Source organism: Salinicola sp. CPA57, assembly GCF_003206035.1.
GTDB lineage: Bacteria > Pseudomonadota > Gammaproteobacteria > Pseudomonadales > Halomonadaceae > Salinicola > Salinicola socius.
Window position 1 is genome coordinate 1 of record NZ_PZJR01000015.1, and the last position, 24,606, is coordinate 24,606.

General features: G+C 60.5%; 19 protein-coding genes. 9 read left to right on the forward strand and 10 right to left on the reverse strand.

Annotation, left to right across the window (positions count from 1 at the left end; translation table 11 throughout):
- Positions 1-254, reverse strand: a 254-nt coding sequence (locus DOM36_RS16620; RefSeq protein WP_157958670.1) for a contractile injection system protein, VgrG/Pvc8 family, incomplete at its 3' end; no start/stop codon positions are given.
- 127 nt (positions 255-381) lie between these two features.
- Here DOM36_RS16620 and DOM36_RS16625 point away from each other — a divergent pair.
- A complete protein-coding gene (locus tag DOM36_RS16625) occupies positions 382-651 on the forward strand; it encodes a PAAR domain-containing protein (protein ID WP_075562149.1) in 270 nt (89 codons plus the stop codon).
- On the opposite strand, the gene DOM36_RS16630 is transcribed toward DOM36_RS16625, so the two are convergent.
- From DOM36_RS16630 to tssJ, 9 genes are all read right to left on the reverse strand, one after another.
- On the reverse strand, positions 642-1,847 hold the full coding sequence (locus DOM36_RS16630) for a hypothetical protein (protein WP_110643761.1): 1,206 nt from the start codon (positions 1,845-1,847) through the stop codon (positions 642-644). The two genes, DOM36_RS16625 and DOM36_RS16630, sit on opposite strands and share 10 nt — an antisense overlap.
- 2 nt (positions 1,848-1,849) lie before the next feature.
- Positions 1,850-2,962: a type VI secretion system protein TssA gene (gene tssA, locus DOM36_RS16635; protein ID WP_110643762.1), complete on the reverse strand. Its 1,113-nt coding sequence runs from the start codon at positions 2,960-2,962 to the stop codon at positions 1,850-1,852.
- A 298-nt stretch (positions 2,963-3,260) separates the two neighbouring features.
- Positions 3,261-3,791: a type VI secretion system tube protein Hcp gene (locus DOM36_RS16640; RefSeq protein ID WP_075571500.1), complete on the reverse strand. Its 531-nt coding sequence runs from the start codon at positions 3,789-3,791 to the stop codon at positions 3,261-3,263.
- Positions 3,792-4,224: 433 nt separating this feature from the next.
- Positions 4,225-6,717, reverse strand: a complete 2,493-nt coding sequence (gene tssM / locus DOM36_RS16645; RefSeq protein WP_075571499.1) for a type VI secretion system membrane subunit TssM — start codon at positions 6,715-6,717, stop codon at positions 4,225-4,227.
- A gap of 26 nt (positions 6,718-6,743) precedes the next feature.
- Complete coding sequence (gene tagF, locus DOM36_RS16650) at positions 6,744-7,667, reverse strand: type VI secretion system-associated protein TagF (protein WP_110643763.1); 924 nt, start codon at positions 7,665-7,667, stop codon at positions 6,744-6,746.
- Between the two features lie 103 nt (positions 7,668-7,770).
- Entirely contained in the window at positions 7,771-11,775 is a 4,005-nt protein-coding gene (locus DOM36_RS16655; RefSeq protein ID WP_110643764.1) for a type VI secretion protein IcmF/TssM N-terminal domain-containing protein, read from the reverse strand.
- A 15-nt stretch (positions 11,776-11,790) separates the two neighbouring features.
- Positions 11,791-12,504, reverse strand: a complete 714-nt coding sequence (gene icmH, locus DOM36_RS16660; protein ID WP_075571496.1) for a type IVB secretion system protein IcmH/DotU — start codon at positions 12,502-12,504, stop codon at positions 11,791-11,793.
- Positions 12,501-13,847 carry a type VI secretion system baseplate subunit TssK gene (gene tssK / locus DOM36_RS16665; RefSeq protein WP_075571495.1) on the reverse strand — a complete coding sequence of 449 codons (1,347 nt, stop codon included), beginning with the start codon at positions 13,845-13,847 and terminating at the stop codon, positions 12,501-12,503. Before tssK ends, icmH begins: the two co-directional genes overlap by 4 nt.
- 99 nt (positions 13,848-13,946) lie before the next feature.
- A complete protein-coding gene (tssJ, locus tag DOM36_RS16670; protein WP_075571494.1) occupies positions 13,947-14,492 on the reverse strand; it encodes a type VI secretion system lipoprotein TssJ in 546 nt (181 codons plus the stop codon).
- Positions 14,493-14,678: 186 nt separating this feature from the next.
- On the opposite strand from tssJ, the gene DOM36_RS16675 reads away from it, so the two are divergent.
- From DOM36_RS16675 to tssH, 8 genes are all read left to right on the forward strand, one after another.
- A complete protein-coding gene (locus tag DOM36_RS16675) occupies positions 14,679-15,161 on the forward strand; it encodes a copper resistance protein NlpE N-terminal domain-containing protein (RefSeq protein WP_075571493.1) in 483 nt (160 codons plus the stop codon).
- 301 nt (positions 15,162-15,462) lie between these two features.
- The gene (locus DOM36_RS16680; protein ID WP_075571492.1) at positions 15,463-16,218 is read left to right on the forward strand and encodes a hypothetical protein; all 756 of its coding nucleotides are present in this window, start codon (positions 15,463-15,465) and stop codon (positions 16,216-16,218) included.
- A gap of 58 nt (positions 16,219-16,276) precedes the next feature.
- Positions 16,277-16,810, forward strand: a complete 534-nt coding sequence (gene tssB, locus DOM36_RS16685; protein ID WP_075571558.1) for a type VI secretion system contractile sheath small subunit — start codon at positions 16,277-16,279, stop codon at positions 16,808-16,810.
- A 12-nt stretch (positions 16,811-16,822) separates the two neighbouring features.
- Positions 16,823-18,322, forward strand: a complete 1,500-nt coding sequence (tssC, locus tag DOM36_RS16690) for a type VI secretion system contractile sheath large subunit (protein WP_075562136.1) — start codon at positions 16,823-16,825, stop codon at positions 18,320-18,322.
- A gap of 123 nt (positions 18,323-18,445) precedes the next feature.
- Positions 18,446-18,928 carry a type VI secretion system baseplate subunit TssE gene (gene tssE, locus DOM36_RS16695; RefSeq protein WP_075571559.1) on the forward strand — a complete coding sequence of 161 codons (483 nt, stop codon included), beginning with the start codon at positions 18,446-18,448 and terminating at the stop codon, positions 18,926-18,928.
- The gene (gene tssF / locus DOM36_RS16700) at positions 18,928-20,763 is read left to right on the forward strand and encodes a type VI secretion system baseplate subunit TssF (protein WP_075571560.1); all 1,836 of its coding nucleotides are present in this window, start codon (positions 18,928-18,930) and stop codon (positions 20,761-20,763) included. The genes tssE and tssF overlap by 1 nt, the downstream gene beginning before the upstream one ends.
- On the forward strand, positions 20,727-21,803 hold the full coding sequence (tssG, locus tag DOM36_RS16705; protein WP_075571561.1) for a type VI secretion system baseplate subunit TssG: 1,077 nt from the start codon (positions 20,727-20,729) through the stop codon (positions 21,801-21,803). The genes tssF and tssG overlap by 37 nt, the downstream gene beginning before the upstream one ends.
- Positions 21,800-24,469, forward strand: coding sequence for a type VI secretion system ATPase TssH (gene tssH, locus DOM36_RS16710; RefSeq protein ID WP_110643765.1), 2,670 nt, complete (start codon positions 21,800-21,802; stop codon positions 24,467-24,469). Before tssG ends, tssH begins: the two co-directional genes overlap by 4 nt.
- Positions 24,470-24,606: the final 137 nt, after the last annotated feature.

Sequence of the window (24,606 nt, forward strand, 5' to 3'; positions counted from 1 at the left end):
AGCGGGCGGTAGCTGCCGTCGGCCTGCAGAATCGAGAGCCGGGCCGGCTGGGCCATCAGCGTCTTGAGCTCGATGTCGCCCTGCTGGGAGATGCAGTCGAGGGTGTAGGTGAACGGCTCGCTCACCCGCTCCTCGCCCACCAGCCGATGGGGCAGCAACGAAGCCCCGGCGATCTCCAGCGTCAGCAGCCGCTGGGACTGCGACAACCCGATATCGAAGGTGTCGAGCAAACTATCCAGTATCGTCTCTGCCATCTTGGCCTCTCCGCCATCCCACCACCCGCTGCTTGTACCGCCACGGTGTCGATGGCTAAATTAACGCTCGTTGATGAGCCCGCTTGGCCGGACTCGACCTCTCACACTTGCCAGGAAGCCCGGATCGATGAAAGGCATCGTTGTACTCGGTGACGCCACCAGCCACGGCGGCAAAGTCATTACCGCGCAGAGCAATTACCTGATTGACGGCAAACCGGTTGCTTGTGTCGGCGACAAGGTCACCTGCCCCAAGGATGGCCACGGCAGCACCAATGCCATCGTCGAGGGTCACCCGACCATGAAGATCAACGGCAAGCCGGTGGCACTGCACGGTCACAAGACCGCCTGCGGCGCTTCGCTGATCTCGTCACACAACGGCGATAGCGGTCACGAATGATCGCCTTCCTGTGCGGCCGAGGCCGCGCAGGACTGTAAGCACCACGCCGTCGAGCGGGTTTCGCCTTCCACACTGAGAACCAGCGCGCTTTCCACTGGCGATAGCGGCGCGATCGCCAACGCCAGGGCCAGCGCCGTCACCGCCTCGCCCGGCCAGCCACAGAATTGATCGATGCCGATGCCGTCATCGATCATATCGATCTCGGGCCAACGCTCGATCAGCGCACTACCGATCTCCACCGCTCTGCCGGATAGGCCCATCGCATCGATGACGACCCGTGCCGGCCAAGTGCTTGCGCCCACCTCATCCGCAGCAGCATCCGATGTCTCGGCGTCATCAAAGCCAGCTGCCGAAGTCGTCGCGGCTAAGGGCCAGACGTCCGATAACAGCTCGAGCAAGGACTGGCGTTTGGCATGATCGCGCCGCGTCGCCCGGACCGGATGATCGCGGGTCATGCCTTTCTCGATTTGCCAACCGGTGTCGAAGCCATGGTCTTCGGGCAGTAGTCGCTGTACCAGGAGCGCAACGACGGCCTCTCCCACATACAGGCCTGCGCTATTCGAGGAGCGCCCCAATAGGCGGCGATGCTGCATCGAGGCGACGCCTTCGTCGTTGAGCAGCGAATCCGCGCTGATCCATAGTACGTAAGGCATCCCACCGCTATCGCCGACGCCGAGCACGGTATGCGGGTCGCCCCCTTGCGAGGTGCGATGAATCTCGCCCAGCGCCGAAGCGTATTGTGTTTCGACGATGGCGGTCCGCAGGTGCTCGACAACGATGGCAGCCGCCTCCGGCGAGCGCATTGGCGCAGTCAGCACGACATCGAAGGCCGTCTCTTCCGGCAACGCTTCGAGCATCATCAGCGCTTCGATCACGATCGCCTGAACCAGCTCGTGGAGTCGTAATGCCTTGGCTTCGAAACGCCCCAGACGAGGTTCCTGGACCGGCATGACATCGGCGACCCGATGGACCAGTAGACGAAACCCGTCCGGGCCATGGAGTGAGGGGGAAAGCGCCGGGGATTGCGCCTCCGGCATGGCGCCAGCACCGACAAAGCCGGATGCGGTCAGCGCCACGCCATCGAGGAGCCGGAGCCTGGCAGCGTCATAATCGCTCCGCGCCGAGCTCGGCTCCTGGGCTGGCTCGGTGGGCTGCTGGCGCTGATGAAGCAGATCAAAAATCGAGGCGCGAGACATGGTCAGTAGTCGTCATCCCTGGACTGCGTGCCCAGCGTATCGCGGATGTTATCGATGACACCGTTGTCCTTGATCACATCCTTGAGCCACTCTTCCAGCGGCATGCGTCCCCACTTAACGGCACGTTCGATCAGATACGGCACCGGGCTGTGAGGCTCGCGCTCCTTGAAGTAGCGTGCGACACCGTTGAGCATCTCGAAAGCTTCGTCGCGACTCCTGGGTTTGGTCCTCAGTTCACCGCCAGGCTCGACGGCGGGCGCCGTGAAACTGGGCTCGACGCGCCCCGGCGCTTCGGCTTCCGCCTCGGCGATCGCTGCCGCCTCCTCCTCCACCGCAACACCGGCACCACGCTCACGCAGCAGCTTCTCGGTGAGGTCGCGGCACTGGACCAGCACTTTTTCCAGCGATGAAAAGCTCGGCGCATCGCGCCCGAAGCGCTGCTCGCTGATGTCGTCCAACTGCGCCAGCGACACCAGCGACGCCGCGATCGCCGTGTGACGTTCCTGTAGAAACTCGGTGCTACTAAGCACCACCGAGCGCTGGAAAATCTCGTCGTTGATCTTGCCTTCACCCAGCGCCCGGTCCATCGCGTCCGGGTCATTGCGGGCCTGGTTCTCGACCTGACGAGATTCGTCGTAGTCGGCCAGGCTGTAGCCCTCGCCCGCCACCAGCGGCAGTGTGCGCACAACGTTGACCAGTGTATCGACCAACCACCCCAGCCGCGCGGCGCGCTCATCGAGATCTTCCTCGTCGACTTCGGGATAGAGCGATTCCCAGTACTCGTCGAGAAGGCGCGTTGTCAGGGCCAGGCCAAACCGAATGCCGTCGAAGCCTTCTCGGTGGACCAATCCCTCGCAAAGCCAGCCGGCCAGTTGCAGGTCCTTGCTCTGTTCTGCCAACGCCTCGCTGGTCAGATTAATGACCTGCCCCCAGTCGGACTGCTTGAGCTCGGTCTGCCACTCACCTTGTGGCAGGTAGGTCGGGTCGGCTCGACGTGCCTCCTTGATCTGATCGAATAGTATCGAAAACGTCAGATCCTCCCCACTGCCACCATGGCTACAGCCCTCGATGGGCGCGAGAAGCGCATCGATGGAAAGCTCGCCGAGTTGATCCATATCTTCGACCTCACACGCATTGAAGGCCGTGGCGGACTACGGCGTCGTCCGACCAGCGGCGGCATTGATTCACCCAGAGAGGCAGCAGCCAATCGGGACGCGCATCGGCTCATGCTTGAGCCCCATGGCTCCACCCGAAAGCCACCGCGACCTGCCTGGGTCAATCAACGACTGCTATCCGTCGAGCTCATTGCCTGCAAGACAGGACGAATAGTCCAGCCAATCAAGAGTATGCCCACCGTTCGCCGCCACGATCGGTGAGCATGTCGATAGCCGCTCCGAAGAGCGGCAAAACGACTTAGGCGTAGACCTTGTTGCGAGTGCGATCCCAGCCGCCTGCGACGTTGCCGCCACCCTGGCCATCGGAACGCTTCTGCTGGGTATAGGTGATCTTGATTCGTGCGTAGTTGAACTTGACGGTCTCGTACGGCAGATCGTGGCGATCTTCGCTATCGTTCTGCTCGAAGCCGGTAGACGTGGAGGTACCTTCCATTTCAGTAGAGGAAACGATGACCTCTTCGAGTTTGACTTCCATGTAGCGCACCTTGTCACCACCGGCGCGGTTGACGTGGAGCACCACTTCCTTGATGTGCTGACCTTTACAGCAGGATTCGAACAACTTGGCAGAAGCCTTGTCGACGAATTTCTGGATGCGGAACTCGCTCAGGTTGACACGCTCGGCAGAGGCGCCACCGGAAGAGCTCGCCGTTGCGGAAGTCGCCTGGCTGGCACCAAAGTCGAAGCTCTTGAGTTCGATCCAATCCGGATGCTTGTCATCCAGACTTTCACCGGGGATGCCGTCGATTTTGAGGTATGCATCAAAAGCCATTTTCTCAGTTCTCCTAGTTTTCTACCTACGGGATGACGCCCTCATGGATGGAATCAACGTGAACCCAACCCCATGAGTGGCATCTCTTGCCAACCTGTCATCATCCATTCATCGGCGATGAAGATGTAGCGTTCAAACAAACAGTTGTTTTTTCAAAAGTAAAAAACAGCATCCCTCGAATAACAATCGCTCATTACAGCGAAATGGCGTCATCCAGAACGTCGGGGGTTAGGAAATCGCCTATGTCATATATATCCAATTTCCTACAAACCCTGGATTGTTTCAAAATGACATCATCGGGATGCAGTTTTTCACAGAAAACCTCTTAACCCAGATTATATAGCGCCATTTTCAACTTTAAAGGCGATATACACATTTAACTACATTTTATATATTTTGTTACAAATAGCAGCCACCCGGATCAAAAGCCTAATTATTCTTGCTTCCTGACCTCGATCTCCACCCGACGGTTGGGCGCCAGGCAATCGATCAAGGCCGCGCGCGGTTGACTGCGATCACACGTCACCAGCGGGCGTTCGCTACCGGCACCTTTAGCCTCGATCAATCCGGCTGGTACGCCCTTACCGATGAGGTACTGACGGATCGTCATGGCCCGCTGCAGCGACAGCTGCTGGTTGGCCCGTTCATTACCGATGGGGTCGGCATGGCCGGTAATCAGGATCTGGCCGAGGTCCTGGGTATTGAGCAGACGCTCAGCCAGCGCATCCAGTTCCTTCTGCCCCGCTGCCTGTAGCCCCGAATAATCGCCGCGCCCGAAGGCGAAGAGCGTGTCGGACTCCAGTACGATCGTTTCCGAACTGGTCAGGGTCTGCTCCAGAAGGCTGTCGATATAGTTGCGACTGCTGGATACCAGGAAGGCATTGGCGGAGATTCTCGGAACATCGGTTTCCTGCACCTGTGCACTGTAGAAATCGATCTGACGACCCGCATAGCGATAATCGGATTGGTTCTCGTCGATCGTGGTGCCAGTGCGACGCTGAATGTCGGGATACCAGAAAGCCGGGAGCTGAGCGCGCAGCACATCGGAATCGATGTCGCCGCGATCGAGATCGGACATCATCAGATAGGTATCCAGCGTGGAACGTCCGAATTTGGCCAGCGAATCCGCACTATTGTCGCGAGGGCGCGCATAAGGTGCGACAGTGTCCGGCCCTTCGACGGCATGCAGTTCGTCGCTGTTCCGCCGGTAGACGTCGATGGTGGTCAGCGTAAACAGCGATCGAGTCAGATTCTGCTCGACCGGCTCCAACATCACGGGTTGCAGCTGATCGAAGTAGCGCTCGCGGATTGCCGGCTCGATCCTGTCTCCCTGATAGAGCCCCCATCCCATCGACCATGGCACTCCATCACCCTGCCGACGCTGATAGTAGTGACTTCCCCAATCTCGCAACGCATCCAGGCTCGACCAACGCGCATACCATTCGGGATGCTGGTCATCCGCCTCTACGGCATCGGCAAAGGTCCCTGACATGGCGGCAATCTCGCCATGATTGCGCACGGCGGAGGTGATCCAGAGCGTGCAGCAGATGGCGCCGAGAAGGCCTGCCGCCAGCGTCCAGCGCAGCTTGCGACGCCGGCCGCGCACGTCACTCGAATAAAGGCCGGCGAGATGCTGGTCGGCAATGATGACCTGGCGAAACAGGTTGGCGATAAAGAACGGATGATTGGTGCGTTCGCCGGTCAACGATTCCGGCTTGGCCAGAGAGAAATGACGACCGATGCGGCCGGCGTGCTCCCCTTCGATGGCGTCGCCTTCCTGCAGCGCGCTGACGAAATAGAAGCCTCGGAGCAACGGCGCGCTCTGGTAGGGATTGGCGTTGGTCAATGCCTCGACGAAACGAGTCAAGGGTTCACGCAGGGCAGCCAGTTCCAGCGGGAAACGAAAGGCCGCGACCTCTCGACGCGTATCGATGACATCACGCTGCACGATCTCGTCGTCACCCATCTGCAGCCAATGCTGGCAGAGCTTCCCCAGTGCGGCATCGAACTGCTGGCTCCAGTTCACATCACCAGGTTGGCGATGTGCAAAGGTATGCCCCAACACCTCACTTTGGCGCTGCGGATCGAGGCGTTCGAAGAAAGTGGTAAAGCCTTCGATCAGGTCGCACTTGGTGAAGACCAGATAGATCGGCAGGCGCGCTTCCAGATGCTCGCGAGCTTCCTGAATCCGCTCCCGCAGACGCCGAGCCAGATTGTTGCGCTGGGTTTCACTGGCCTGGACCACATCACTGATATTGACCGCGACGATCAAGCCATTGAGCGGACAGTCCCGACGATGCTGCTTGAGCAACGATAGGAAGCCCTTCCACTTACCGGCCTCCTCCTCGCTGTTCATGTATCGACCCGCAGTATCCAGCAGGATCGCATCCGAGCTGAAAAACCAGTCGCAGTGTCGCGTACCGCCCATTCCGGCGACCCGAGCGTTTTCTCTCTCGGCAAAAGGAAAGTTCAGCCCGGACTGATAAACCATCGTGCTCTTGCCGGCCGCCGGCTGGCCGACGATCATGTACCAGGGCAGCGCATAGAGCGCGTCCTTGCCTCGCTTTCCCTTACCCTTGCCGCTTTTTTTGAGGCGCTCGATCGTCGTCAGCAGCCGCTCGCGAAGCAGGCTGATCTCCTCCCGGTCCTGGGGGCTGGCCTCGAGCACTGCCGCATCGGCGTCGTCCATCAGCAAATGCTCGAGGTTACGCTTTTGTCCCACGCCTCGGTAAAGCAACAGCACGTAGAGCGCCGAGGCGAGAAGGAACACGACGATGCCGGTCAGCAAACTGGCGAGCGACGAAAAGCCGAGCGCCACCCCGATCCGCCATACCAGAAAGATGGCTGCGAAGAACAGCAACCCCAGAATATAGGGCTGATACTTGAAGAAAGCGTATTTCAGATAAGCGAATTTCAAACGTTTCATCAGTCCATCTGCTCACTGTTGCCCATTCACGACGCGTGACGGCTGCGCGGGAAGTAGGTCATGAAATCGGCCAGGCTCAGTCGGGTATCCGGCAGCGACAAGGTTCCGGGATGCGGTTCGTCATCAGCGAACGGTGCCAGCACATCGATACACAGCCGGCGGTCATCGGGATTCGACAGCACTTCAAAAAACGCCTCGGCGCTACGCCAAACCGGCATCAGCAACAGACGCGGACGCATGAAATCGTCGATCAGCAGACTCATGACCGGGGCACCGCTCTGACAGGCACTACCGACCCATTGCTGCCACAGGTCCGCCACCGGCCTTTTCAAGCCTCGCTCCGCCGGTAGGGGAAGCAGCACCGCAAGCGTGCTGCCAGCACGCCAGCTTTCCAGGGCGAAGTGCAAACGATGCAGACAGGCGCTGGCGATGAACTCCGGCCAGCCCCACTCCAGTGATCTGGCGATGTCGTCAAAGCTGTAATCCTGCAGAAAGCGTTCGTGAATGCGCTGATACAGCGTCAAATCCTGATCGGTCCAACGGCGCAGATCCTCGATCGCCACGGTCGGGTCGATCGGCGCCGATCCGTGGACGGAATCCGTCAGAATCTCCCGCGCTTGCCCGGCGAAGATTTCGCCCAACGTGTGCAGGTACGGCAACACCGACGGCCGCCCTTCCGTCTTCAACATCTGGAAGATGAAGAACGGATAGCGGCGGCCGGAAGCGTCACCCGAACTGATCATCGCGCCCATCACGTCGCTGCCGTTGCGAGCGTGATAATGGAAGAAGCAGACCGGGAGCGCGTCGAACCGATGCATCCAGTCCTCATGATCGAGAAATTGCACCAACGCACGCTGCAACCACTGATCGAGCTCCTGAATCACTGCGCCGGCGGCGTTAACTCCCACGAAATCGGCTTTCGCGGGGATCTTGCCAAAGCAGCCGATCATGCAGACTTCCCTCTCATCGCCTATCCCGTTGCATCGTTACCGACCCGCCTCCTGGATCGCGGGCCTATGATTTTCGCGCTATTTCAACGCCCTGTTGCTACCGTTATCGACTCATCGTCGGGATGGTCAGCGACTTGATTCGGCGCAGATCCGATATCTTCACCCCGCCGAAGTTGCGCACATCGAAGCTCACCGTACCCATATAGGTGCGCCAGCTGAATCGCTGCCGGGCACTGTCGATCGGCGTGATGGCGGCGCTTTCGATCATGCGCAGGAACCCCCAGCGATTGGGATAATCGAACACGGTATGTCGGCGTCCATCGCGATTGACAATGTCCATACGCGCGCCGAAAGACTCGCCATTGCCTGGCCATATCAGACGTTCCCACGACTGGGTATTGTTGCGGTAATGCAAGCGCTGCCCGTCGATGGTCAGGATGATGTCGGTCAGACCCGCAGTCGGATTCACCTGCAGCTCGAACCCATTGCGTAGATCGGAGAGGCTATCGATAACCTGTCCAAGCGCCGTGGCGTCATCGATGCTGGCGAGCATGCGCGGGTCGACCATCGGCGAGCGTTGCCCGCTCCCGGAGCCGGCAAGGTCGCCGATCTCATCCTGACGGAACTGAGACAGCGCCCCCTGATCCGGGTCGATGAAATACTCCAGATCGCGAACCGAAGCTTCGTTGACCGAATCACTGACCGGATAGCGCCCGGCGACCATCTGGTCCCACGGCGTGACGATCTTGTCGTCCCAGGCCGCGTTGAGCTGATGTCTGGCCGGCTCGTTGAGTGCCTTCCAGGTGTCCTCGACGGGAACTCGGAACAATGGCTCGAGCGCCTTGACCAGCGGTGCACGGGAGGTATCCACGCGGGACGCGACAAAGTTGCGCAATCCGTTGATCTCGGTCGGCTGCCCCGAAAGCGTCGCCATGATCAGCGATTTGCTGCTGCGGCCGACATCCTGGGCACTACGGACGTTGTCGACGCGTACCTTGAGCTGACGTAGGTCGAGCAGATACTGGTTGAGCACGGAATTGTCGCTGCCGGTAGCGTCATCGGCGGAGAGCATGCGTGCCACCGGGCGGAAGTGGCGAGTCAACGCGCCATCGTTGATCTTCGGCAATGTCGCCAGATCCACCGTCGCGCTGCCATCGCCGCTGTCGAAGACGCTCATCACGCGCCCCCAGAAGCTCTTGTCCTGCGCTTTGCCGCTGGCATCTCCATCCGAATCGTTGGCCTGCGGATCGTCCCAATCGGTATTGGCCTTGACCGCTTCCAGTACCTGACGCAGTGGCGAACCCTGCAGATCGCTCAGCTCCGCCAGTCGTACGCTGGCCTGATCGAGAGTGTCGAAACGGGAAACGTGAGTGTTACCGAGGAAGCGCTCCCAGGCGATCGCATAGTCGCGCTTGTAGCGCGCCATCAACTGGCTGACGAAGCGCGCCTTGGACTGCACGGCATCATCGACGTCCTCGTCATCCAGTACCCAGTCCGACTCGCGCTGCAGATCGCCGGATACCGTTTCGATGATTGCCGGCCGCAGATATTCGTCCCATACCTGGCGGGTGTAGAAAGCGGGTACGGCCCGGCTGGAATAGAACAGTCGACCAGGCATGTCAGGGGCCATTCTGGATAGCGTGAGCGGATCGTAGCGCTCCTCGACATCCAGCTGGTAGCGCAGGTATTCGCGATCGACCAGACTGCTATCGATCAGGAACGCGTTGAGCCGTTCGCGACTATCGGCGACCAGATTGTCGTCGCGCTCGAGCGCGGGCGCCGTCCCCTGCTGCAGGTAATGCACGTAGAGAGCGGCGTTATCCACGATGCTGTCACGCGATCGGGAGAGTCCTCGCCGGCGAACCGATTCCTGCCACAACCGCGGCAGCGCGGAGGCGACGAAATCGCCCTGATCCTGATGCGAAGCCGGATCGGTGAGAATGAGATAAAGCTTGAGGGAGGAGTAGCTTCCGATCAGCTGCTCGACATCCTCCTGGCTCAGCTGGGTCAACATCTCTTCGGAGAGCGACGGCCCCTGCTCTCCGGAAAGCGTCAATGTCGACTCGTCACCATTGGCGTCACCGACGACGCTGCCCAGTTCACTGGTCCGGCTGCGCAGGCCTTCCTCGAGTTCGGTCTCGGCATTGCTACGCGCCGAAAACCAGGCATCGCGTGCACTGTCGGTGGTTCTCGAACGTATTTCACCGCGAGCACGGCTACTCAGCTCTGACGCGCTAGTCGGTACGCTGCCCAACGTCGGACGCGAAGTCGAGCGCTCCTGCAGACGATCCAGCGCGCCCTGACCGATAGCCTGGCCACGGCTTCCGACTCCCTGAGCGCTGTCGCCGACGGCGGCAGCAGTGCTGCCATCCGCTGAACGCGCCTGGGCATCGTCGCCCGCAGCGTCAGTGTCGATCTCCCCGCCCGCCGTCACAAAACTGCCCAGCGAACGCAGTTGACGCATCAATCGGTTCGCCAGTGGCGCCAGGACGTCTTCGCGCATGAGCGTAGCCCAGGCGTGTTTGAGCGGATCGCGCAGCACCTCGCCTTGATAAAGCCCCAGATCCAGCTTGAGCGGAACGCCGTTCTCGTGATGCCGCTCGATGGCCGCCAACTGCTGTTCCAGATCATCGAGTAGCGCCCGACGTTCGTGAGGCTTGAGCCTACCGGTGCTGTTCCCGGCCATGACATCGTCGAGGTTCTGCTGAATATGATCGACCCACAGCTTGTTGTTGTAGGCAGACCAGCCCTGGGCCGCAATTGCCGCGACACCGAGTACGCCAACGGCACCGATCATGAACGTGGGCAGCGCACGCCGGCCGCCACGCTGGGAATAGTAGAGACTCAGGTTGCGGTCGGGGAAAACCACGTTGCGAAAGGTATCGGTGATGAAATAGCTCTTCTCACCGGCTCGGTTCGCCGGCGCCGCGACCGGGCCAGGCTCGAGAGCGAACTCGGATCGCGTCTGTTCGTCCAGCAGCGGCGGCAGCGTCGGGCCCGTCTGCAACGCGCTGGTGAAATACATGCCGCGTAATACCGGCGCCTGATCGCCGTGCTGCTGAATGTCGAACTGTTCGAGAAAATCGCTGAGCACACCGGAGAGTTCGGCAAAATAATCCGGGAAGCGCAGCAGTTCGCTGTCTGCATCGCTGCCTTCCTCGATCATGCGTCGATCGACACGTTGACGAAGGGCCGTCACCAGCGTCGGAAAACGCTGCTGGAATGCACCGGCCACACCGTCACGACGCAACTCATCAATCGAGAACGTCAGACCCCAGGGCTGCTGACGCTCGGAGGCATCCAGCGTCTCGAAGGTGCGCGTGAATCCGGGCAGCAGGTCGGCCTTGCTGAAGAACAGATAGACCGGCGGGTTGATACCCAGGCATTGGCGATACTCGGCCACACGGGCCACCAGCTGCTCGGCCAACGCATGCGCCTCCTGGCGCGATTGCTCGAGCAGTTCAGGCAGGCTGACAACCAGCACCAGGCCGTTGATGGCAGGCTTGCGGCGCTGCTTGCGCAGGGTCTTGAGAAAATCGGCAAACTCACTCGCGGGACGATCTTCAACCAGATAACGTCCGGCGGTATCGACCATTACTGCTTCACGACTGAAGTACCAATCACAGTGCTGGGTGCCGCTGACCGATGACAGGTTGCTGCCACCTGCCATGGTCGCGGAAAGCGAGGAGCGCGTCAGCAGTGACGTCTTGCCAGAGGCCGCCATGCCGATGACCAGGTACCACGGCAATTCGTAGAGAGAGGCCTTGCCACCGTCGACGGAACGCGCGGCGCGCTGCATCGTCATGGCGTGCTTGAGTCGCTCGCTCAGTACCTGGTAGTCACCGGACTCGCTTTCGGCCGCCTCGCGATGGACTTCCAGCTCCACCAGGTTCTCGATATTTCTTTCTGCACGAATACGGTGGTACTGGCGCATCACCAGCACCAGTAGCCAGACCGCCGTGACCAGCGCCATGGCGATGAAGATCAGCTCGCGATCCTGGGTCACCAGGGGCAGCAACACGACGCACAACGCCAACCCCATCAACCACAACACGATGGAGAGCGGCCAGAAGCCTTTCAGCGAGCGCAGGAATCGAAGAAAACGCATCGTCGGGCTCGCTCGTCAGCGGGTGGATTGGAAAAGCTGCTGGATCTGTTCGATCAGCGAATCGGTTTCGCTACCCAACCACCAACGCAGCCCGCCGTAGACGATCAGACAGATCACCACGATGCCGAGCAGATAGACCCACAGCGGAATTTCGTAGCGCAGCAGTTGCCCGACCTGATCCGGCAGCTTCCAGCTCTCGCTGCGCTCGGCGCCCTGCTGGCGATAACGCGCGATATCCTGCCCCAGGGTGTTGGCGATATAGCGCAGTTGATCGCGATTCTCGAGGCTGTACTTGCCTTCGAAGCCGAGCGCCAGACACAGGTGATAGACCTCCAGCACATCCAGATTGGCACGCACGTCCGAACGCAGACTGTCGAGACGGTCGTAGAACCCCTCCCCGGCGAGGTGCACACCGAAATAGCGGTACTGAAAGGGATGCAGCTCGACATGCTCGCGGATATTGCCAATGCCACCCTTCAGCACGCTCTCGTCGAGAAACGCGCAGAGGGCGTACTGCGCATCTTTCACGGCTTCGGCGCTGTAGTTTTCCGCCCTGGCTTTCTCCTCGAACTCGCGCAGCCACTGATCGACCCGCTCGAGAAAGCGCTCGACACTTTCAGCCTGCTGGCCGCGACGCACCATCAGCACCATGGAGATGAAATCGCGCGACAGCGTCTTGAGCGTGCGCGGCTCGGCGATATCGGAGGGGTGAGCTAGGGCTTGGGTCATTTCATTACCGCCATCAATTCAATGCTGAGATTCTTGAATCCGCTGGGGACGTAAAAAGCGATTGCCTGCGCGTCCATCATGCGTTCGTAAACGGCGCCGTGAGGCTCGAGCGCGAAGTAGTGATTGTCCAGACGAACCGGAATGGCGCTGGGCATTCGCGAGGCGTGGCTCAGGGTGCCGCCGGGCATGGCGGTGTTGACCACCACTTCGATGTCTTCCGGCGAGCCGACCTTGAACGCCCGCGGGACCAGTTCGAGGATCTGCGCACCCGGCATATCGGCGTGAACGCTGATGTAGAAGTCGGCGTCCTTGAGGCGGGCGTCGTTGAGCCGCCCCACATAATAGGAAGGCCGGGTCTGCTCGAGCGGGATCGGGATGTACTGATTGGGCACGACGATCTCGAGCAGTTCGCGCACCACCTCTTCCAATCTCAACAGCCCCGGCGCCGGATCCCGATGATCGTAGTCTGGGATGTCCCCCAGCTTGTGGGACATCGAGAACGTCATCAGGCTGGCAGCGAGCTCGGCGAGAAAGCGGTAGAGCGTTTCGGGATGCAGCCGCGGATTGGCCAACAGGTGCGCCAGCTGCGGGTAGGCACGATTGATGGTGTAAAGCAGCCAGAACAGCGTCACGTCACTGGACCCGAACTCCGCCACCTGGTCGGCGCGCTCGCGACGGCGGCCGGATAGCGCTTCGCTGCGGGCCTGCAGCATGCCGATCAGTCGATTGGCAATACCAAAAGGCAATGAGACGGCGTCGATGTGCAGCACTGGCGGCATGAAATGCTCGCTGTCGAGACTGAAGCCGCCGGCGGCATTGCGCTTGAGCAAGGCAATCGGGCAGTGCGTGAAACCGTCGAGGCTGTCGCCTTCCATCAGCAGGGTGGCATTGAGCTCGAGCGTTCCCAGCTCGTTTTCCAGCGTCCCTTCGTTGAGGTCGGGGCGCGTCTCGAAGCGCTGCACGTAGCGACGGCCACCGTGACGAGGCGCGTCCTGATCCAGATAACTGGGCGACCAGGGCTCCAGCGTACGCAGGGCTGCGTAGATCTTGACCTCTCCATTGCGTGCCAGCTCATCCAGACTGCGACCCGGCGGCAAAGGATCATGTTGCGGCGCATCGATCAGGGCGCCGTCCGGAAACACCAGCTTCAGCCGGGTCAGGCGCAGCGTGCCCTGCTCCAGCGCCCCCTCGTCGAAGGCGATCTCCTGCACACCCCATTGGAACGGATGCTGAGCCTGACGCGTTTCGGCCAGCTGGCGCTGATGAAATTCGTCCTGGTACTGAAAATGCTGAGGCAGGAGGAACATGCCCTCCGACCACATGATGCGGTTTTGTTTACTCACGTCCCTGTCCCGTACCTTTGAATACTGATGCCGCGATGATCGATGGGCTACCGGCCGCCATCTCGTGATGATCTTTGGCCCAATCCATCGCAGGGAGAGTCAATTGCCGAGCAGATCGTGGCCGCGCACCACTTCGACGCGATCTCCGACGAGATGGAGCTTGACCCCTTCCGAAGCGCTCAACAGCCCATCGTTTCTCAGCTCTTCGGCATCGAAGACCACCTGCCAGTGATCGCCGACCGTGTTGCGGAAGAAAGCTGCGACGCCGACATACTGCGCATTGGGATTCAGCGCTGCCGTATCGACCTTCTCCTCGCCCGGCAGCAGCGTCACCTCACGCTGAGACAATAGACTCTTGCCGAGGACGGCTTCCTCATCGCTCCACAACTGACGTGGCGAGGCAGTGGCAAACGCTGGCTGCTCGGTCAGCTGGTAGATTCTGACGACGACCGACAAGGGTTTGCCGTCGACATCCGGATTGACCGATTCATCACTATCGATGGTGACGCGCACCCGCTCCTGATTGCCGAGCAGATCGCCCGCCCAGGTATCCCCCAGGCGATTCCCCATACGATCTGCGACACCGCAACCGGCCAGCAGCGAGATCAACAAACCCATTCCCAAAACGCGTACGGACGCCTTCATTGCCGTCTCACCCACTCTTTTATTTAGTCGTAAGGAGGCCGCGGAGATTGAATCACCGAAAGAAGAGCCGGGATTAAATTATCTCCCGCGACGCACACCCTACCAGATTTAGTGGCTATAATAAGCGCCGGATTTAACATTAGCTTACCCAGAGACATTTATTTACAAAAAGATTGAGAATGACACATGAAAGCACATTTCGTTAAATGGATTCCACTGGCAGCTTGCCTATTATTGAGCGCCTGCGCCTCCGGACCCAATACGCAGGTCAACTACGTCAAGGCGACCGAGCGCTTCGAGGGGACACTTCCCTGCAGTGGCTGCAACGGCATCGAGACTGACCTGGTACTGCAGCGCGATGCCGTCACCGGCGCCCCTGCCGGGTTTTATCTGCATGAGATCAAAATCGATGCGCCGGGCGGTGAGCGCGTCAGCACAAGCTGGGGCAATTGGTATGAAAATCAGTCTATTAACGACTTTAAACGTCAGCTCTACGTACTCAAACCCGAAGTTGGCACAACTCGAGCCTACCTCAGGCTGGACAGCGGAGATCTCCAACCGGTGACCGAGCAGGGAACGCCAGCCGTTGATGAGAAGGGTGAGAGCGTCACACTGCAATCGTTGACGCCAGACCTGTCGCTTCCGAAAAATGAGAGTCGGGGCAATTGAGCCGAGAGTCGTGCTAGAGTAGAGAAAACGTATCTTTACACAAAATGTAAGAGATCTCTTACAAGCTCAATGGCAGATCACCTTAGAGTACCGTCACAAGTCTCCGATACAATCGTTTTCAGTTTGTGCTATGGCTGAAGACAGGTGGTCGTTAATGTATTTGAGTCTTGCGGCTAGCCCGGCACAATAGAGATACGAACAATGAGATACGAACAATGAGTCGCGAGTTGATGCTAATCGGGGTCGCCCGACTTTTATCGAAGTAAACTTCGGCGACGCGAAGCCGCACCGGGAATCGATCATGACGCAGTCCTTCGATGTTGATAGCTTCATCCGCTCGCGCAAGCAGACGCGAGTGGTATCGGATTTGCTCAAGGCACAGGCGGCAGACTACCTGGCGACCTTGGCGCCACTGGTGCGACCCCAGCCCCTGTTCGGCGAATACCTGCAGGGCGCCCCACGCGGTAGTGGCCGCGAAACCCAGCACCACTTCAAGGAGTTCCGCACGCTGTTCGACAAGCACGCGGCGCTGCGCCCCTTCAATCTGATGAACGAGCTGGAAGTGCCGCTCAACATCATCAACTCGACGCCCGAGCTGTTCCCGCTGGAATACGACCACGCCCTCCCCGGCGGCAACTCCGTACGCGTGACCAGTCCGGCGCGCTGGGTCGTGGGCTATTCGTCATTCGAACTGAGCCGCTTCCGCCAGGTGATTCGCGATCCCAACCGTAGCGGCTCGGAACTTCATCGCTTCGTCGTGCACTACCTGATGCTGTTTCACTGCTTCAGCCGAGCTGGCGGCCTGGGGCGCTTGTTCAGGGGGCTGCGCTTCCCGGTCGGTTTCCAGCAGCTCGACGATTTCGGTGAACTCCCCTTCTGCGTGATCAGCTCTCCCGTGGCATCGACCTTGCCATCCGACGAGGTCATTCGGCACAGCACCGAGATTTCCGGCAGCCGCAGTTTCGAGGAGCTGATCTCCGAAGACGCGATCGCTGCCATGCAGGACGATCTGCGCGAGCAGCTGATCAGGGCGGTCAACGCGGCGCCATCTGCCTGAACACGCATGAGAACTTAGAAACCACAACGCACTCGCCATCTCGAGAGAGGACATTGTCATGGCCAAGAACGAAAGTACTCAACACAAGCTGTCGCGTGTCCGCGCGCCCCGTGTGCATCTGACCTACGACGTCGAGATCGGCGACAGCATCGAGAAGAAAGAGCTGCCGTTCGTCGTTGGCGTCATGGGCGACTACGCGGGCAACCCGCTCGAGCCGCTACCCCGGCTGAAGGACCGCAAGTTCGTCAATGTCGACCGCGACAACTTCGACAGCGTGATGAAAGGCGTCAAGCCACGCCTGAGCTATCGCGTCGACAACACGCTGGCCAACGATGGTTCTCAGCTGCCGGTGGAGCTCAACTTCAAGCGCATGGAAGACTTCGAGCCGCAGGAGGTCGTGCGTCAGGTCGAGCCGCTGCGCAAGTTACTCGAGGTGCGCAACAAGCTGGCCGACCTGCGCAACAAGATGGGTGGCAACGACAAGCTCGAAGAGCTGCTGATGGACGTACTGCAGAACACCGACAAGCTTCAGGCGCTGGGCGAAGAGCTGGGACGCGAAGCCGCTGCCAAACCGCAGCAAGACAAGGAATAACAGGAGTCTCCCATGGCCGAGAATCAGACCGACAACACTTCGCAGAGTGAAACGCAGGAAGTCTTCGCCCCGGAGACATCGCTACTGGACAGCATCATCTCCGAAAGCCGCGTGGCTCGCTCGGAGACCGAGCGCACCCGCACCCGTGACCTGATCGACGAACTGGTCAATCAGGTACTCGAAGGCGAAGTCACGCCCAGCAAGGACCTGATCGCGGTACTCGACTCGCGCATCGCCGAGATCGACTCGCTGCTCTCGGATCAGTTGAACGAGGTCATGCATGCCAGCGAATTCCAGCAACTGGAAGCTTCCTGGCGTGGCCTCAAGTATCTGACCGATCAGTCCGAGACCAGCACCAACATGAAGATCCACATGTTGAACGCATCCAAGAAGGACTTGGTCAAGGATCTCAAGTCGGCTTCCGAGTTCGATCAGAGCGCGCTGTTCAAGAAGGTCTACGAGGAAGAGTACGGCACCTTTGGTGGTGCTCCCTTCGGCATGATGATCGGCGACTACGAGTTCGGCCGTCATCCGCAGGACATGTATCTGCTGGAACAGGTTTCTCATGTCGCCGCTGCCGCCCATGCCCCGTTTATCTCCTCGGCCTCGCCGGAGCTTTTCGGCTGGGACTCGTTCACCGACATGACCGGTCCCCGGGATCTCTCCAAGATCTTCGACACGGTCGAATATGCCAAGTGGAAGTCCTTCCGCAACTCGGAAGATGCCCGCTACGTCGGCCTGACGCTGCCCCACGTGCTCGGCCGCTTGCCCTACGGCGAAGAGACCACACCGGTGGAAGAGTTCAACTTCACCGAAAGTGTCGACGGTCGCGATCACAACAAGTATCTGTGGATGAATGCCGCCTACACCATGGGGGCCCGTGTCACCGACGCCTTCTCCAAGTACGGCTGGTGCGTGGCGATTCGTGGCGTCGAAGGCGGAGGCCTGGTCGAGGATCTACCGACCCATACCTTCCAGACCGACGATGGCGAAGTGGCACTCAAGTGCCCTACCGAAATCTCGATCACCGACCGTCGCGAGAAAGAGCTGTCCGATCTGGGCTTCATACCGCTGGTCCACTGCAAGGGCACCGACTATGCGGCGTTCTTCGGCACCCAATCGGCCCAGTTGCCGAAGCAGTACAACACCGACGTCGCCAACGCCAACGCGCGCCTGTCGTCGCAGCTGCAGTACATCTTTGCCACTTCGCGTATCGCTCACTTCATGAAAGCGATCATGCGCGACAAAGTGGGTAGCTTCGCCTCCCGCCAGAACGTCGAGGATTACCTCAACGAGTGGCTGTCACAGTACGTCCTGCTGGACGACAACGCCGGTCAGGAAGCCAAGGCCAAGTATCCGCTGCGCGAAGCTCGCGTCGAAGTCGCGGAAGTGCCCGGCAAGCCTGGTGCCTACAAGGCAGTGACGTTCCTGCGGCCGCATTACCAGCTAGACGAGCTGACCGCGTCGCTGCGTCTGGTCTCCGAGTTGCCGCAGTCGACACGCGGCTCCTGATCCTGACGATCCTGTCGCAGGCACCAGCCCGATGGCTGGTGCCTGCGTCGTCGTGAGGTCAGCCCGAGCCAAGGTCACGGATGCCTACCGAACGCTTCTACGGAGTGGATGTCGAGGTGCGAAATGAGTGAAACGCTGCAAATGGTACCGACGCTGTTCGATCGTCTACTCGACGACGAACCGCAGCACTCGACCGATGCGCAGCCTGGCCATCGCTGTTCACTGGCAGTCTACAAGGCCTCCGTGGTGAGGGATCTCGAACTGCTGGTCAATACCCGCCGCGAACTGGTCGCTGGCCAACTGGATGGCTGGCCGACGCTGCAGGGAACGCTGCTCGACTATGGTCTGCCGGATTTCGTCAGCCGCGGCATCCGCAGCACGGAAGATCGTCGGCTGATTCAGCGCCAGCTGGAGCGCACCATCGAGCAGGGCGACAAGCGATTCAGCCGCGTGCGCGTGCAACTGCTCAACCAGGATAGTCATGACCGGATACTCCAGTTTCGCATCGAAGCGGTGCTGTCGCTGAGTGAAGCCAGCCAGCGCGTGGCCTTCGATGCCGTACTGCAAGTCAATACTCGCCAATACAAGGTGCAGAACCTGATCTAATGCTCGACGACCTGCTGCCCTACTACGAGAAGGAACTCTCGCACCTGCGCTTTCTGGGCCAGGAGTTCGCTCAGCGCTATCCCAAGATTGCCTCGCGGCTGCTGCTCGAGGGGGATTACTGCGAGGATCCTCACGCCGAACGCATGATCGAGTCGTTCGCCTTTCTCAGTGCTCGCGTGCACAAGAAACTCGACGACGATTTCCCCGAAATCGTCGAGGCGTTTCTCGACGTGCTCTACCCGCACTATCTGCGCCCGACGCCAGCGCTCTCCATCGTCGAGTTCGACCCTGGCGCACAAACGTCGCTGACCGGTGCGTACCACCTGCCCCGCCACACCGCACTGCATTCGCGTCCGGTTGAGGACTCGTTCTGCCGCTTTCGCACCTGCTACCCGGTAGACGTCTGGCCAGTGGCGCTCAGCGGCGCCGAGCTGACCCGACTGGAACGCTCTTCGTTCAGCAACCACGGCAACGACAACGTCGCCAAACTGACACTGTCACTGGAAAGCCTTGGCAATACCGACTTCGGCAAGCTGGGCATGGATCGCCTGAGATTCTTCCTCGATGGCGAAGGCAGCCTGATGCATCCGCTTTACGAGCTGCTGTTCAACAACGTGGCAAGAGTCTCGGTGAGCTTCGTCGATGCCGGCCAGCCACGTGAAATCGGACTGGCACCGGGTGCCATCACCCCGGTCGGCTTCGGTCATGACGAGGGGCTGATCGACTACTCCGAGCGCTCGTTTCTCGGTTACCGACTGCTGCACGAGTACTTCACTTTCCCCGAGAAGTTCCTGTTCTTCGACCTGAACGGGCTGGCGAAGCCACTCGCGGGCAAGTCGGTCACACAGATTCAGATCCATTTTCTGTTCCGCGACTACGACCAGCACGAACGGCTGGCCCGTCTCGCGCAGACCGTGGGCCGGCATAACTTCCGGCTCGGCTGCTCGCCAGTGGTGAACCTGTTCCCGCAACAGGCCGAGCCGATCAAGCTGAGCCATACGCGCCACGAATACCCGGTGGTACCGGACGTGCGCCACGCGCGCTCCACCGAGATCGTCTCGATCGACGAGGTGACTCGGGTCATCCGCACTGCCACCCAGGACGAAGTCTCGCCCTGCCTGCCCTTTTTCGAACCCCGGGATAGCGAGAAGCAGGCACGCCAGAGTTACTGGATCGCACGGCGGGTGGCATCCGAGAACGCCCGCGACCCCGGCACCGAGATGCGATTGCGCGTGGTGGATCGCGAGCTGGAAATGCTGGATGGCAGTAGCGATACCCTGAGTCTCAAGCTCACCTGCAGCAATCGCGACCTGCCGCAGCTGATGACCTTCGGTCACCCGCAGGGCGACTTCACCCTCGAACGCGAGCAGGTCGTGCAGCAGATCCGCTGCCTGCGCAAACCGACGCCGCCGGTTCGTCCGCCGATGGGCAAGGGCCTGATCTGGCGCCTGGTCTCGCATCTGTCGCTCAACCATCTATCGCTGGTTTCCGACGGCCGCGAAGCACTGATGGAACTGCTGACGCTTTACAACTATCGCCAGGCCTCGGCGATCCGCAAGCAGATCAACGGCATCAGCTCGATTTCGAGCGAGCCGGTGATGACGCGCATCGGTCACCCGCGTCCGGCCTTCGTCCGCGGCACCGGCATCACGCTGGAACTCGATGAAAGCCAGTTCACCGGCAGCGGCATCTATCTGTTCGGTATGGTGCTGGACCACTTCTTCGGCCAGTACTGCAGTCTGAACAGCTTCACCCAACTCACCCTGCGCTCCCGTCAGCGCGAACAGCGAGTCGCCCAATGGCAGCCGAGAACCGGTACTCAGCCCCTGGTCTGATCGATCAGGCGCGAGCGGAGCCCTGGCGATTCGGGTTCTTCCAGCTCGTGCGCCTGCTGCGGCTGCACTACAGCCGTACCGGACGTATCGACCCGGAGAACCGCCCACATCAGGATCCGCTGCGCTTTCGCTCGCTCCTGTCACTGAACTTTCCACCCAGCGAGATCAGTAATCTTGCTTTCGAGAGCGACAAGGTACGCTCCGCCAGCGGCGATCCGTTGAGCGAAATCCAGGTCACCTTCATGGGGCTGGTCGGTCCCTCCGGCGTGCTGCCGCGACCGTATACCGAGCTGCTGATCAATCGCCATATCGACAAGCGCGACGACGCCGCCCACGCGTTCATGGATTTCTTCTCGCACCGAATGACGGCGCTGTTCTACGAGGCGTGGCAGAAGTATCGCTTTCATATCGAATACGAACGCAAGGGCAGTGCCGACTTCGAAAACTGGCTGCTTCATCTGGTCGGCTTTACCCCGACCACGCTGGAGAAAACGCTGAATCGCGACGACGATCCGGGTTCGCTTCGTCGCGACCTGTTCAGCTGGTTTTCCGGGCTGTGGAGCCAGCGCCCGCGTAACCCGGGCAACCTCCAATCGATTCTGGAATACACCTTCCAGCTCCCCTGCCGTGTCGTGCCCTTCACCGGTCGCTGGATACGCCTCGAGCCGGATCAGTACACCCGGCTCGGCCAGGCCAATGCCCAGCTCGGCCAGAGCGCCGTTGCCGGCACGCGCGTGCGCGACTATCAATCCGCCTTTCGCGTCTCGTTCGGGCCACTGAGCCTGAGCGCCTACCGTTCGCTACTGCCCGAGACCGAAGCACACCAGAAACTGGTGAAGCTGCTGCGTTTCTATGCCGGTATCGAGCTCGATTTCGAGATCGAACTGATCCTCGACAAACACAGCATACCCGCGCCTCAACTGGGCGCGGGCGGCAGCATCAAACTGGGGCGGCTGGGCTGGCTGCAACCCACCGACCGACCGGCCGCCTCCCACGGCCATGCACTCTTCGACATTCCCTACGATGGAGCCACGGCGTGAGTCTCAAATCTCTTTTCGACAAGCTCAACGATCCCTGCCGCGAGGCGACCGAAGGCGCGGCGGCACTCTGCCTGGCCGAGCGACAGTACGATGTCGATATCGAGCACCTGCTGCTCAAGCTGCTCGACAGCGACGACAACGACTTCCTGCGCATTGCCCGTCACTATGACGTCTCGCTCGATCGACTCGCCTCGCAGCTCGAAGAGACGGTTTCGACGTTCAAGACCGGCAATACCCGAACGCCAGCGCTGTCGCCGCGCATTACCCGACTGATCGAGCGCGCCTGGGTCGTCGCCTCGATCGACCACGGCGAGGCCAAGGTTCGCAGCGGCCATCTGTTGTTGGCGCTATTGAAGGATGAAGAATTGCGCCGGGTCTTGATGGATGGCGCCCGTGAACTCGAACGGATCAACGTCGACGATCTGCAGGCGCATCTCGATGACCTGATCGGGGGAAGTAGCGAAGACCAGCATGTACGCCCGCTGGGCGAAGGCGTCGACGCTGGCACTCGAGCCGATGATCGATCATCGGATACCAGGAGCGCAGGCTCCCGCGCGGGCAAAAGCAAGACCCCGGCCCTTGATCAATACACCATCGACCTGACCGGTAATGCTCGCGCCGGACGCATCGATCCGGTGCTCGGGCGTGAAGAAGAAGTTCGCCAGATGGTGGATATTCTGACTCGTCGACGTCAGAACAACCCGATCCTCACTGGAGAGGCGGGCGTCGGCAAGACCGCCGTGGTCGAAGGTCTGGCGCTGCGCATCGTCGACGGCGACGTGCCACCGCCGCTCAGGAACGTCGAACTGCGAACCCTCGACCTCGGGCTCTTGCAGGCTGGCGCGGGCGTCAAGGGTGAGTTCGAGAGCCGGCTCAAGAACGTGATCGAGGAGACCAAGCGCAGCCTGCATCCGATCATCCTGTTCATCGACGAGGCCCACACGCTGATCGGCAGCGGCGGCCAGGCCGGCCAGGGCGACGCCGCCAATCTGCTCAAGCCGGCGCTGGCCCGCGGCGAATTGCGTACCATCGCCGCCACCACCTGGGCCGAATACAAGAAGTACTTCGAGAAAGACGCGGCGCTGGCGCGACGCTTCCAGGTGGTCAAGGTCGAGGAGCCGACGGAGCCGGTCGCGATCAACATGTTGCGCGGCCTCAACGAGCGCATGCAGGATCACCACAAGGTCACCATCCTCGACGATGCCATCGTCCAGGCCGTGCGTCTGTCGCATCGTTACATCACCGGTCGCCAGCTGCCGGACAAGGCCGTCAGCGTGCTCGACACCGCCTGCGCACGCGTCGCCCTGGCACAATCCTCGCAGCCGGCCGCACTGGAAGACGCCCACCGCCGCGTCGACAACCTGAATAGCGAGATCGCCGTTCTCCAGCGCGAACAGCGCGAAGGCAGCGATCACGCGGAAACGCTCGCCGCGCTCGACGAACAGCTCACCGCAACCCAGAGCGAAATCGATGACCTCAGCGCACGCTGGGAGCGCGAACAAGCGATCGTGACGCGCCTGAAGGCACTGGAAGCCGAACGCATCGAGGTCGAAACCGGCAAACAAAGCGGCGACGCCGACGCGCTGAGCCAGCAGATCGGCGAAGTCCGCCGCGAACTGGCCGCGATTCAGGGCGAACACTCGCTGGTTCACGGTCATGTCGACGGCAACGTGATCGCCGAAGTGATCTCCAACTGGACCGGCATTCCACTCGGCAAGATGATGCGCGACGAGATCACCACGGTGCAGCGCCTGCCGGAACTGCTCGGCGAACGCGTGCTGGGGCAGGATCATGCGCTGGCCGAGATCGGCAAGCGCATCGCCATTTCACGCGCGCGGATGGAAGATCCCAACAAACCGATCGGCGTCTTTCTGCTACTCGGCCCCAGCGGCGTCGGCAAGACCGAAACCGCTCTGTCGCTGGCCGACACGCTCTACGGTGGCGAGCGCAACGTCATCACCATCAACATGTCCGAATATCAGGAAGCGCATACCGTCTCCAGCCTCAAGGGCTCGCCCCCCGGCTACGTCGGCTACGGCGAAGGCGGCGTGCTGACCGAAGCGGTGCGCCGCAAGCCTTACAGCGTGGTGCTGCTGGACGAAGTCGAGAAAGCGCACCCGGACGTGCTGGAGCTTTTCTTCCAGGTCTTCGACAAGGGCGTGCTGGACGACGGTGAAGGCCGCGAGATCAACTTCCGCAACACCGTGATCCTGCTGACCTCCAACGTCGGCACCGACGACATTATGCAGCAGTGCCTGGGCGTCGCGTCCCTGCCCGCGCCGGATGCGATCGTCGACAGCCTGCGCCATCAGCTCAACGACGTTTTCAAACCGGCCTTCCTTGGCCGCCTGAATATCATCCCCTACTACCCGGTGCAGAAAGAGATCCTGCACAACATCGTGCGGCTCAAGCTCGACCGCATCAAAAGGCGCTTCGAGCACAATCATCGGGCCGATTTCGAATACGACCCGGCGATCATCGACGCCGTTGCCGAACGCTGCACCGACAGCGACAGCGGTGCGCGCAACATCGACAACATCCTTTCCGGCAGTCTGATGCCAACCATTGCGTCTCAGGTACTGGACCGCATGGCGAAAGGCGAAGCGATCGAAAAGCTGGCTGTCAGCCTCGACGACCAAGGCGAATTCGCTTACGCGTTGAGTTGAGTCTCGATGAATAACAGCGACATCACGGGAAAAAGTCATGGCTGACTCGATACTGGATAGTTTGCTTGACACCTTCGATATCGGGCTGTCGCAGTCCCAGCGGCTGCTGACGCTGGAGATCGCCGGGGCTTCGTTGC

What these genes read in the sequence shown, in the direction of transcription:
- icmH (WP_075571496.1), bottom strand. Translation starts at nt 12,504, where the DNA reads ATGACCCAAGCCCTAGCTCACCCCTCCGATATCGCCGAGCCGCGCACG.
- DOM36_RS16640 (WP_075571500.1), bottom strand. Translation starts at nt 3,791, where the DNA reads ATGGCTTTTGATGCATACCTCAAAATCGACGGCATCCCCGGTGAAAGT.
- tssA (WP_110643762.1), bottom strand. Translation starts at nt 2,962, where the DNA reads ATGGATCAACTCGGCGAGCTTTCCATCGATGCGCTTCTCGCGCCCATC.
- DOM36_RS16625 (WP_075562149.1), top strand. Translation starts at nt 382, where the DNA reads ATGAAAGGCATCGTTGTACTCGGTGACGCCACCAGCCACGGCGGCAAA.
- tssE (WP_075571559.1), top strand. Translation starts at nt 18,446, where the DNA reads ATGAGTGAAACGCTGCAAATGGTACCGACGCTGTTCGATCGTCTACTC.
- DOM36_RS16675 (WP_075571493.1), top strand. Translation starts at nt 14,679, where the DNA reads ATGAAAGCACATTTCGTTAAATGGATTCCACTGGCAGCTTGCCTATTA.
- DOM36_RS16630 (WP_110643761.1), bottom strand. Translation starts at nt 1,847, where the DNA reads ATGTCTCGCGCCTCGATTTTTGATCTGCTTCATCAGCGCCAGCAGCCC.
- DOM36_RS16655 (WP_110643764.1), bottom strand. Translation starts at nt 11,775, where the DNA reads ATGCGTTTTCTTCGATTCCTGCGCTCGCTGAAAGGCTTCTGGCCGCTC.
- tssB (WP_075571558.1), top strand. Translation starts at nt 16,277, where the DNA reads ATGGCCAAGAACGAAAGTACTCAACACAAGCTGTCGCGTGTCCGCGCG.
- tssM (WP_075571499.1), bottom strand. Translation starts at nt 6,717, where the DNA reads ATGAAACGTTTGAAATTCGCTTATCTGAAATACGCTTTCTTCAAGTAT.
- tssJ (WP_075571494.1), bottom strand. Translation starts at nt 14,492, where the DNA reads ATGAAGGCGTCCGTACGCGTTTTGGGAATGGGTTTGTTGATCTCGCTG.
- tssG (WP_075571561.1), top strand. Translation starts at nt 20,727, where the DNA reads ATGGCAGCCGAGAACCGGTACTCAGCCCCTGGTCTGATCGATCAGGCG.
- DOM36_RS16680 (WP_075571492.1), top strand. Translation starts at nt 15,463, where the DNA reads ATGACGCAGTCCTTCGATGTTGATAGCTTCATCCGCTCGCGCAAGCAG.
- tssC (WP_075562136.1), top strand. Translation starts at nt 16,823, where the DNA reads ATGGCCGAGAATCAGACCGACAACACTTCGCAGAGTGAAACGCAGGAA.
- tssF (WP_075571560.1), top strand. Translation starts at nt 18,928, where the DNA reads ATGCTCGACGACCTGCTGCCCTACTACGAGAAGGAACTCTCGCACCTG.
- tagF (WP_110643763.1), bottom strand. Translation starts at nt 7,667, where the DNA reads ATGATCGGCTGCTTTGGCAAGATCCCCGCGAAAGCCGATTTCGTGGGA.